Consider the following 10,338-nt stretch of genomic DNA (forward strand, 5'->3'; position numbering starts at 1 on the left):
TGCCGTGGCCGGTGCGTTCGGCCCGCTCCACGATGTGCTTGGAAATCTGGTGGTTGACGTCCCGCGCTCGCCGGGCCTCCTTGCGGCGCTGGCGCTTGAGCAGGCGTTTGGCGCTCTTGGTGTTCTTCTTCTGCAGCTTGGCGCGCAACCGGTTCTGCCGCTTGCGGTACCGGTTGAGCTGGCGCCCGGCGTAGCGTTGGCCGGTGGAGGTGGTGGCGATCTCCACGATGCCCAGATCCACCCCCGCAAACCCCGAAGGCTCCTCGTTCAGCCGAGCCTCGGGCACCTCACAGGTGGCCGCCAGGTACCACTGCCCGTCCTGGTGCATCAGGTCGCTCTCCCCCCGCTGATACTGGGCCAGGAGTTTGAGCTGGTCCGGTGAGGAAGTGAAGGCCAAGTTCTTCATCCGCCCTTGGGTGGTCCAGATCGAGACCGTGCGCGCATCCATCAGCCAGGACAGACACCGCGCATCGAAAGGCTGGGCCGCCTCCGGGCGGAAACTGATCGCCGTGGACTCGGCGCGCTGGCGGCGCGGCGAACCCGCGCGTCCCAGGTGTCCGGCCTTCAGGTGGGCCTGCCGGGTGGTGTAGGCGTCGGCGACCTTGCCGATCACCCGCACCGCGGTGGGGCCAAACGACGAAATCCGTCCGTGCTGGGCTGCGGAACTCTCGCGGAACGCCACCTGCCCGCAGCGGGCGAACCGGCGGGCAGGGCGATTCCTCCCGGGCGTGAACGCCCGGGCATCCTCGCCCAAGACAGGTGAACCGGGCCCGAACGTAAGGGACATCACAGGAATTCGGATGGTTGGGTGGGGAGCGAATCGTCCCCTTCCGGTGTTGGTATGGAGTGGTCCGTGCCGATGGGCGCGCTCCCACCCACCCGTCCTTCTGAACTGGAGTACCTGTGCAGTCCCCTCCGTCCCCTTCCGCCGCCTCCGCGCAAGGGGTAGGCCTGAACCCTCTTCGGTCGCGTAAGTCGATCGCGCTGTTGGTGCTGGTCCTCGGTGTACTGACGGCCACCGGGCCGTTGGCGACCGACATGTACCTCCCGGCCTTCCCACAGATCACGCAGGAGCTGGGGGCGACCGAGGGCCAGATCGGGCTGACCCTGACCGCGATCATGCTGGGACTGGCGGTCGGTCAGCTGATCATCGGTCCGATGAGCGATGCCTGGGGCCGTCGCGGCCCCCTGCTCGTGGGTGTCGCGCTGTTCACGGTCACGTCGGTGCTGTGTGTGTTCGTGCCGAACGTGACAGTGTTCATCGTGCTGCGGTTCGTGCAGGGTGTGGCCGGGGCCGCGGGTGCTGTGGTGGCCCGGGCCGTGGTGCGCGACCTGTTCCAAGGTGACGACGCGGTGCGGTTCTTCTCCCGGCTGGCGCTCGTGATGATGCTGGCTCCGCTGCTGGCGCCCCTGGTGGGTGCGCAGTTGCTGCTGGTAGGCCCGTGGCAGTTGAGCTTCTGGGTGCTGGCCGCGATGTCGGCGCTGAGTTTCGTGCTGGTTCTGCTGTGGCTGCCGGAGAGCCTGCCGCGGGAGGCCCGTCGGAGCCAGGGGCCGCGGCAGCTGGCGACGACCGTGCTGGCGCTGGTGCGCAACCCGAGGTTCGTGGGGCCGGTTCTGACGCTGGGGCTGAGCTTCGGGATGCTGTTCACGTACGTGTCGGCGTTCTCGTTCGTGTCCCAGCAGGAGTTCGGCGTGTCGCCCCAGACGTACGCGTGGCTGTTCGCACTGAACGCCTTGGCGTCGATGGCGGGCACCCAGGGCAACGGCCTGCTGGTGGGCCGGATCGACACCCCTCGGCGGTTGTTCATGGGGTTGGTCCTGGCGCTGACCGCGGTGCTCGTGCTGCTGGTGTTGGCGTTGACCGGGGTCGCTCAGCTGTGGATGGTGTCCGCTCTGCTGGCGGTGATGATGTTCAGCGTCGGGTTCATCATGCCGAACGCGACGGTGTCGGCCCTGGACGGTCAGCCGGTGGCTGTGGCGGGGACGGCTTCGGCCCTGATGGGTTCGTTGCAGTTCGCGTTGGGCGGTTCGGTGGCCGCGATGGCGGGGCTGACGCCTTCGGGTGAGGCCTCGTTGGTGAGCATGGCCGTGGTGATGGTGTCGGTGGCGGCTCTGTCCATGCTGGCTTTCGTGTGGTCGGCTCGTTCAAAGGTCCGATGAGTCCAGGTGTGCTGGACTTTCATCCGAAATCCTGAGGTTGCCCTTCTGTGGGGAAATGGGCACAGTAGGGCACGATTCCCAGTTTGAGGCGGGTAGGAATCGTGCCGGGCCCGCCTTCTGATGCGGCAGAGGATGAGTGGGTATGGGCGAGACACCCGGTTCGTTGGCTCGAGGGCACTCCGGGTTGAGCGATGTGGTCTATGAGGTGGCGACCTCCGATGCGCACGCGCACGTGTTCTCGGTCCTGGGGAGTGGAGGCTGGGAGCGCCGGACGGCCGGCGAGTTCGCCACCGAGGTGACGTCCCTGGCCAAGGGCTTGGTTGCGGCCGGTGTGACGGAGGGCGACCGGGTGCTGTTGGTGGCCGGATCGCACCATGACTGGGTGCGGGTGGCCTACGCCGTGTGGTCGGTCAGGGCGGTGCTGGTGCCCTTGCCCGAGTTCGCCTCGGCGGAGCGGGTGTCGCACGTGGTGCGCCAGACCCGTCCAGCGGCCGCTGTGGTGCAGGGAGAGCGGCAACACCGCACTGTGGCGGCATTGCAGCGCGAGCTGCCGGACATGGGCCGCGTGTGGCGCTTGGAGGAGGGGCTGCCCGACATCGTGAGCCTGGGTGCGTACATGGACGCATCGGCGGTGCGGTTCCGACGGGACGAGGTGGTCTCCGAGGACCCGGCGGTGATCCTTTACCCGATGAGCACGGTCTCGAGGAGGACTCGGGGTGTGGTGCTCTCGCACGGTGCGCTTCTGAGCGCCGCTGCCGACCTGGTTGACCGGATGTGGCCACGGCTGTCGGAGCTGGACGCGAACCGGGCGAGCACGGTGTTGGACCAGCACCTGTCGGAGCTGCCCGGGTTGGCCACGCTGGTGGCCTGCGTGGTGGGCCGGGTCCGTGTGGGGATGACGGCCCCGGGCTCCCTGCGGCGTGAACTGGAACGGTTCCGGCCCACGGTGCTGGTATGCACGCCGAAGCTGTTCGAACGGGTGCACGGTTCGGAGCGCGAGAGCGCCCACTCCACGGACTGGGACTCGGTGGGGACGTTCAACGCGGCGATGGACGCCGCGGTGCAGTTCGACCAGGCGCCGAAGAAGGGTGCCTGGCGGCGGCTGTCGCGCTCGATGTACGACTGGTCGTTCGCGAAGGTGCGGGACATGCTCGGTGGTCGCGTGCACCTGGCAGTGTGCTGGGGCGGTGGGCTTTCAGAGCGGTTGGACAGCTACTTCAGCGGTGTGGGTGTGCCGGTGATGCAGGTGTTCGGTACTCCGGAGACGGCCGGGGTGTTCACGGCCAACGCGGTCGGCGACCGTTCGCCGGGCACGGTGGGTCGGGCGATGCCGGGTCGCGAGGTGTGGGCTTCGCCCGAGGGCGAGCTGTACGTGCGCGGTGGTGCGGTGTTCTCGGGTTACTGGGCCGACGGTGAGGGGTCGCAGGCGGCGTTCCGTCAGGGCTGGTTGGCGACCGGCGTTGTGGCCCACGTGGACGACGAGGGTTTCGTGCGGGTGCGTGGCCGCTCACGGCCGCAGGCGTCCCTTGCTGAGGTGCCGGGGCGGTTCGTGCCGCGGGGTGCGGCTCCGGTGTTGGAGCGGGCTGTGCCTGAGTTGGCTGCCGCACCGGCCGAGGTGGAGCGTGCTGCCCCGCCTGTTGCTCCTGCTCCGGTGGAGCATGGGCCCTCCGAGGCCCTGGAGGCCGCTGAGGCTCCCGTGGCGGGGACTCCGGAGACGAGGTCGGGTGCCGGTGAGTTCGCTGCTGTGCCGTCAGGTCTGGAGCGTCCTCGGGATGCCGATGTGGTGGCGGAGTTCGAGGCTCGGTTGCGGGCTCATCCGTTGATCAGTCAGGTGTTGGTGATCGTGGAGGGGCGTCCGTTCGCGAGTGCGCTGGTGACGCTGGTGCGTGACCAGTTGGAGTACTGGCGGTTGGTGAACGGGCGGCCGTTGTCGATGGCACCGGAGGAGATCGCGGGGGATCGTGATCTGCTGCGTGAGGTGCAGGGATTGGTGTACGAGGCCAACCGCAGTGTGCCGAGGCATTTGGCGGTGCGGTCGTTCCATGTGTTGGCGGAGGAGTTCACGGTGCAGTCGGGTTTGGTGCACGTGTCGGGGGAGTTACGGCGTGAGGCGGTGCTGAGGGCGTTCTCCGAGGAGATCGACGGCCTGTACCGGGTGCGTCGTGAGTAGTTGTTGAGGTTGTGGTGGCCGCGGTCCCTGTGGGGCCGCGGCCTTTGTTATTGCTCGCCGTTGAGGTAGGCGAGGACGGCGAGGACGCGGCGGCTGTCGTCGGAGGAGGGTGGGAGTTCGAGCTTGGTGAAGATGTTGTTGATGTGTTTGCTGACGGCTTTTTCGGTGATGTAGAGGCGTCCGGCGATGGCGGAGTTGGAGCGGCCTTCGGCCATTTCGGCGAGGACTTCGCGTTCTCGGGGGGTGAGTTCGGCGAGGGGGCCGCTCTGGTCTTGGCGGGCCAGGAGTTGGGAGATAACGGCGGGGTCCATGGCGGTGCCGCCGTCGGCGACGCGGCGGATGGCTTCGATGAACTGGCCTATGTCGAAGACGCGGTCTTTGAGGAGGTAGCCGACGGCGCCGCCGTCGTCGGAGAGGAGTTCGCGGGCGTAGAGCTGTTCGACGTGCTGGGAGAGCACGAGGATGGGGAGGCCGGGGACGTGGGTGCGGGCTCCTATGGCTGCTTGGAGGCCTTCGTCGGTGAAGGTGGGGGGTAGGCGGACGTCGACGACGGCGACGTCGGGTTTGTGTTCGGTGAGGGCGGTGTGGAGGTCGGGGCCGTTGTCGACGGCGGCTACGACGGTGAAGTTGTGGGCTTCGAGGAGCCGGATCAGTCCGTCGCGGAGGAGGGCAAGGTCTTCGGCGATGACAACGCGCACGGGATCTCCAGGGTCACGATGGTGGGTCCGCCCGGTGGGCTGGTGATGTTCATCGTGCCATCGAAGGCGTCGAGTCGGCGTGCGATGCCGGAGAGTCCGCTTTCGGGGGTGGGGTGGGCGCCGCCTTTTCCGTTGTCGGTGATGGTGATGACGAGGCGTTGGCGGCCGTGGTTGATGTGGACCCAGGCGTGGGTGGCGTGGGCGTGTTTGGCGGAGTTGGTGAGGAGTTCGGCGATGGCGAAGTAGGCGGCGGATTCGACGGGGTCGCCGGGGCGGCCTGGGAGGTGGGTGGTGACGGTGATGGGGAGGTGGTGGGTGAGGGCGAGGGCGTGGACGGCTCCGTCGAGTCCGCGTTCGACGAGGACGGGTGGGTGGATGCCGCGGACGAGGTCGCGGAGTTCGGTGAGGGCGTGGCGGGTGGTTTCGCGGGCTTCGGCGAGCATGTTTTTGGCGTTGGTGGGGTTGGTTTCGACGATTTGTTCGGCCATGCCGAGGTTCATGCCGAGGGCGACGAGGCGGGCTTGGGCGCCGTCGTGGAGGTCGCGTTCGATGCGGCGGATTTCGGCGGCTTGGGTGTCGATGGTGTCGGCGCGGGTGGTGGCGAGGTGGGCGACGCGTGCGGTGAGTCGGGCTTTTTCGGAGGGGGCGAGGATGAGTCGGTTGAGGTGTGTGTAGGCGTTGGTGGCGAGGGGGGTGAGGGTGTGGGCGATGAGGAGGGTGATGGCGGCGGGGATGAGGATGAGGAGGGCTTGGCCTTGGGTGGTGGGGGTGATGAATCCGTAGAGGTCGGGGATGGTGCGCCAGAGGATGAGTGCGTAGGTGGTTTGGAAGAGGGCGTGGGCGTAGAGGGTGTAGCCGATGAGGCCGAGGGTGATGAGGAGGGGTGCGCTGGTGAGCCAGAGGAGGTCGCGCCAGGTGGCGGGGTCGGTGAGGATGACGCGGACGCGGGCGTGGACGCCGGTGGGGGGTATGGGGCGGTAGGCGGTGGGGACGGGTCCGTTGGGGAGGAGGTGGCCGAGGGTGGTGCGTTGGGCGTTGGCGATGGTGCGGAGGGTGGTGGCGGTGAGGATGGTGAAGGGGAGGCCGATCCAGATGAGGGTGAGGACGGCGGAGGCGATGACGAGGGGGAGGAGGAGTAGGGCGGCGATGTTTTGGGAGACGAGGAGGAAGAGGTAGGTGAGTGTGGTGAGGGGGCCTGTTTTGTGTGGGTTGGGGGTGGCCATGGTGGGTCTCTTCCTGTGGGTGTGGTCTCCTCGTTTCTATTTTGGGGTGTGGTGGTGGGTGGTTGCGGTGGTGGTGGCTCCCCGGTTTGGGGTGGTGGGGTGGTCACGTGGGGTGACTTTTGGGCTGGTTTTGGGGTTTTGGGGGCGTGTGGGGTGGGTGTGGTGGTGGGGTTGGGTGGATATTCGGTGCAACTCGCCGACCGCGATTTCCCGTGTCTTGCCACGACCTGTGATGATCGTGTGTGTGTGGCGTGAACTGATCCTGGAGATGTACCCCGAGGCCGATCTGAGTGATCCGGCCGATGAGGCGACCCTTGCCGAGGTCGAGAAGCACTTGATGCTGCCTTTGCCGTTCGAGTTGGCTTCTCTGTTGCGGGAGACGGATGGGGTGACCAATGAGTACGGGGATGCGGTGGTGTGGAGTGCGCGCCGGTTGGTGGAGGACAACCTGGCGATACGTGGGGAGCCGGACTATCGGGAGTTGTACGCGCCGTTCGGTGAGATGATCTTCTTCGGTGACTCGGATATGGGGCCGCAGTTCGCCTACGTGCACACGGACTACGGTCCGGGGATCGTGGTGTGGGATCATGAGAGTGATCGGCGGCGGCTGGTGGTGGTGTCGTTGCGTGACTATCTGGCGCGGTGTTTCATCCAGGGCAACGCGTGGTTCCGTTAGTGCCGGGGTGAGCTGGCCGGTCGTGCTATTTTTCGTGGTCGGTGGTGTTGGTGCCGCCGTTTCCCCTTGAGCCCGCCTTGAGAGAAGGACCATGTCGGAGCAGCCCATGCCCGTGCCCGTTACCTATGTCCAGGGTCGGGAGGTGTCGGATTTTCCTGAGTTGGCGCCTGAGGCCGCTCGGGGTCGTGTCCGGAGGGTCACGGTGACCGGTGAGGAGGTTCTGCACCGGGTCAATGCCGATGTTGCGGAGTCGATGCTGGGCAGTGCGGAGCTGGCGCAGCTGGTGGATGACATGTTCGTGACGATGTATGCGGCTGAGGGTGTGGGTCTGGCCGGTAACCAGGTCGGTGTGGATCTGCGGTTGTTCGTTTATGACTGCCCTGACGATGACGGGGTGCGGCATGTGGGGCACGTGGTCAACCCGGTGTTGGACGAGCGTGACCTGGATGATCCGGTGGTGGTGGAGAACGAGGGGTGCTTGTCGGTGCCGGGTCCGCATGCGGAGTTGGGGCGGGCTGAGCACGCCACGGTGCGCGGGGTGGACAAGGACGGCCATGAGGTCGTGTTGACGGGGAGCGGTTATTTCGCGCGGTGTCTGCAGCACGAGACCGACCACACTTTCGGTCGGGTGTATGTGGATCGGCTCTCCAAGCGGGAGCGCAAGCGGGTGCTGAAGAAGATGGACGAGATGGCTGAGAACGTGTTCGCTCGCCGGGAGGAGCGCGCTGAGGAGTTGGAGCGCGAGCTGGCGGGCTAGGCCCGGTTTTTGGGGCCGTTTCGCGGTCGTGTGCGGGGGCGTACCGGTTTTTCCGGTGCGCCCCCGCCGTTGTGTGCTGGGGTTTTTACCGTGGGTGGTGGTTCGGGGTGCGGGTTTCCTGGCTCGTGGGGGTGGTGGTGCGGGGTGCCTTTGGTCGGTGGTGTAGTCCGAAATGGCTGGGTTGTTGGCGCCATTGGTGTCGATTGGCTCTGAAACTGGCCCTACATCGGGTCGTTGTGGCCTTTTCGTGACCCGGCAGGGCGGTAGATTGCCCCGCATGGACAACGGGGAAGAGGTCGACCAGCAGTCGACGGAACGCGTGGTCATCTACACCGACGGGGCGTGCAGCGGCAACCCCGGCCCGGGGGGCTGGGGGGTGTGGTTGCGCTACAGGGAACACGAACGCGAGCTGTTCGGCGGTGAGGAGCAGACCACCAACAACCGGATGGAGCTCATGGCTGCCATCCAGGCACTGGAGAGCTTGAAACGGGACGTGCCGGTGTTGTTGCACACCGACTCCTCCTACGTGCGCAACGGCATCACCTCCTGGGTGCACGGGTGGAAGAAGCGCGGTTGGAAGACCGCCGACAAGAAACCCGTCAAGAACGTGGACCTGTGGCAGCGCCTGGACGAGGTGGCCTCGCGCTACGACGTCGAGTGGAAGTGGGTGCGCGGGCACAGCGGCGACGAGGGCAACGAACGCGCCGACGAGCTGGCCCGGCGCGGCCGCGACGAAGCTGGCGGGCTCTAGGGCGCGCCCGCGCGCGTTCGGCGGGTGTGGGCTGAGGGTGGCGGCGGTGCCCGGTGGGGTGCCGCCGTTTCGTGTTTTCTAGGTCTGGTTATCCGGAGGGTTCGACGGCGGGGCAAGCAGTCCGTGGGGAACTGGGGATGCCGGGTGAGCCGATGCCGTGGGTGCGTTGACCATTGGCGGGTGAGGGTTGGGGTGGTGTCAGTGGAGTTCGGTCTTGGGGTCCGTGGTCTCTGGGTGGTTTTCTATGCTCTATGCTATCCGGCATAAGTTACTCGCTGGTAATGTATGGGGTGTCAGCGCATTCCCTGGGGGCGGTCCCACGCACGTAAGGGGGCACATAAGTCCGGGAAAGAGCCGCAGCCGCGAGGCGATGGTGCTCAGTGCCGCTGCCCTGCTGCGTGAACACGGTGCCGGCGGCACCACCATTGACCGTGTGCTCGCGCACAGCGGAGGACCGCGCGGTTCGGTCTACCACCACTTTCCGCGGGGACGGGCAGAGCTGCTCGACGAAGCGGTCGCCCTGGCAGGCGAGTTCACCGCGACCCTGATCGAGCAGGCCGCCCAGTCCCGGGACCCGGTCGGGGCTGTGGACGACTTCTTCGCGCTGTGGCGCCAACAACTCCTGGACAGCGACTTTCGCGCGGGCTGCCCCGTGGTGGCGGTGGCGGTGGAGACCAACGACCACGCCCCGCAGCTGGCGCGCTCGGCGGCCGTGGTCTTCGCCCGCTGGCAGCAGGCACTGGCCACCATGTTCGCCGGCCACGGTCTGCCCGAGCCGCGGAGCAAGCGCCTGGCCGCCTTCGTCATCGCCGCCGTCGAGGGCGCGGTGGTCCTGTGCCGTGCCGAGCGCAGCACCGCACCGCTCCAAGCCGCGGGTGGGGAGATCCACGACCTGCTGACCCGCGTTCTGCACTCGCACCGGACCAGCGGTGAGGGGCAGTCCAGCCCCTGACACCGTCCGTCAACACGACAAGGAGCTTCCCCATGCCCACTCTCGAACGCCATGACGAGGTCCTCGTTTTGGATCTGGGCGACGGTGAGAACCGCTTCCACCCGGACTGGATCACCTCGGTCAACGCCGCCCTGGACGAGGCCGAGCAGGTTCAGGGGCCCCGGGCCCTGGTCACCGCCGCCACCGGAAAGTTCTACTCCAACGGCCTGGACTTGGACTGGCTCATGGCCAACGCCGACCGGTACCAGGACTACGTCGCCGACGTCCACCACCTGTTCGCGCGCGTGCTGGCCCTGCCGATGCCCACGGTGGCCGCTCTGCAGGGCCACACCTTCGCCGCCGGCGCCATGCTCTCCTTGGCCCACGACCTGCGTGTGATGCGCGCCGACCGCGGCTTTTGGTGTCTGCCCGAGGCCGACATCAACATCCCGTTCACCCCGGGCATGGCGGCGCTCATCCAGGCGCGTTTGACACCGCAGACCGCGCACGAGGCCATGCTGACCGCCCGCCGTTACGGCGGCACCGACGCTGCGGCGGTCGGCATCGTGGACCAGGCCGTGGCCGAACAGGACGTGCGTCCCACCGCCATCGAGCTGGCCCGCTCCCTGGCCGCCAAGGATGCCGCCACTCTGGGCGCCATCAAGTCCCGCATGTACGCACCCGTGCTGGACGTGCTGCGTGACAAGGACGCCCCTCTCAGCTGAGGAAGGTCGCACCGGGAGCCCCACCGCCTCACTCCCAGATCGTTGGCGGACAGCTACGTCCTGACGTGCCCCCACCCGGTCCGGGTGGGGGCACGGTGCTGTACGGGTCGCTGGTCCTGTGGGTGTGTCAAGTTAAGGGTGTAACTATTTTTCCTGGTCAGCGGCGTGTCGGGGTCAGCCGGCCCTCGAAGGTCACCTCGAAGGCATTCAGCGCCCGCTTCCACCGGTTGGTCCACTTGGCTCGCCC

The 10,338-nt window shown here is 67.2% G+C and carries 10 protein-coding genes; 7 read left to right on the top strand and 3 right to left on the bottom strand.

Translation table 11 applies throughout. The features are described 5' to 3' along the window. Positions 1-613, bottom strand: a 613-nt coding sequence (locus ACYVDG_RS32040; RefSeq protein WP_460763682.1) for a transposase, incomplete at its 3' end; no start/stop codon positions are given. Positions 614-903: 290 nt separating this feature from the next. On the opposite strand from ACYVDG_RS32040, the gene ACYVDG_RS32045 reads away from it, so the two are divergent. Together ACYVDG_RS32045 and ACYVDG_RS32050 are read left to right on the top strand one after the other, a co-directional pair. Next, positions 904-2,160 carry a multidrug effflux MFS transporter gene (locus tag ACYVDG_RS32045; RefSeq protein WP_460763686.1) on the top strand — a complete coding sequence of 419 codons (1,257 nt, stop codon included), beginning with the start codon at positions 904-906 and terminating at the stop codon, positions 2,158-2,160. Between the two features lie 142 nt (positions 2,161-2,302). Then, positions 2,303-4,330, top strand: coding sequence for an AMP-binding protein (locus tag ACYVDG_RS32050; RefSeq protein ID WP_460763690.1), 2,028 nt, complete (start codon positions 2,303-2,305; stop codon positions 4,328-4,330). A 47-nt stretch (positions 4,331-4,377) separates the two neighbouring features. On the opposite strand, the gene ACYVDG_RS32055 is transcribed toward ACYVDG_RS32050, so the two are convergent. Further along, entirely contained in the window at positions 4,378-5,028 is a 651-nt protein-coding gene (locus ACYVDG_RS32055; RefSeq protein WP_460763696.1) for a LuxR C-terminal-related transcriptional regulator, read from the bottom strand. After that, positions 4,980-6,251 carry a sensor histidine kinase gene (locus ACYVDG_RS32060; protein WP_460763700.1) on the bottom strand — a complete coding sequence of 424 codons (1,272 nt, stop codon included), beginning with the start codon at positions 6,249-6,251 and terminating at the stop codon, positions 4,980-4,982. The genes ACYVDG_RS32055 and ACYVDG_RS32060 overlap by 49 nt, the downstream gene beginning before the upstream one ends. Before the next feature lie 232 nt (positions 6,252-6,483). Between ACYVDG_RS32060 and ACYVDG_RS32065 the strand changes: the two genes are divergently transcribed. The 5 genes from ACYVDG_RS32065 to ACYVDG_RS32085 all read left to right on the top strand — a co-directional run bounded on the left by ACYVDG_RS32065 (position 6,484) and on the right by ACYVDG_RS32085 (position 10,091). Beyond that, entirely contained in the window at positions 6,484-6,927 is a 444-nt protein-coding gene (locus tag ACYVDG_RS32065) for an SMI1/KNR4 family protein (RefSeq protein WP_460763716.1), read from the top strand. A 91-nt stretch (positions 6,928-7,018) separates the two neighbouring features. Continuing rightward, the gene (gene def / locus ACYVDG_RS32070) at positions 7,019-7,684 is read left to right on the top strand and encodes a peptide deformylase (RefSeq protein ID WP_460763704.1); all 666 of its coding nucleotides are present in this window, start codon (positions 7,019-7,021) and stop codon (positions 7,682-7,684) included. A gap of 277 nt (positions 7,685-7,961) precedes the next feature. Continuing rightward, complete coding sequence (gene rnhA / locus ACYVDG_RS32075) at positions 7,962-8,435, top strand: ribonuclease HI (protein WP_460763707.1); 474 nt, start codon at positions 7,962-7,964, stop codon at positions 8,433-8,435. A 370-nt stretch (positions 8,436-8,805) separates the two neighbouring features. After that, positions 8,806-9,387, top strand: coding sequence for a TetR/AcrR family transcriptional regulator (locus tag ACYVDG_RS32080; protein ID WP_460763710.1), 582 nt, complete (start codon positions 8,806-8,808; stop codon positions 9,385-9,387). 32 nt (positions 9,388-9,419) lie between these two features. Then, entirely contained in the window at positions 9,420-10,091 is a 672-nt protein-coding gene (locus ACYVDG_RS32085; protein WP_460763713.1) for an enoyl-CoA hydratase-related protein, read from the top strand. Positions 10,092-10,338: the final 247 nt, after the last annotated feature.

The organism is Nocardiopsis oceani (genome assembly GCF_054777395.1).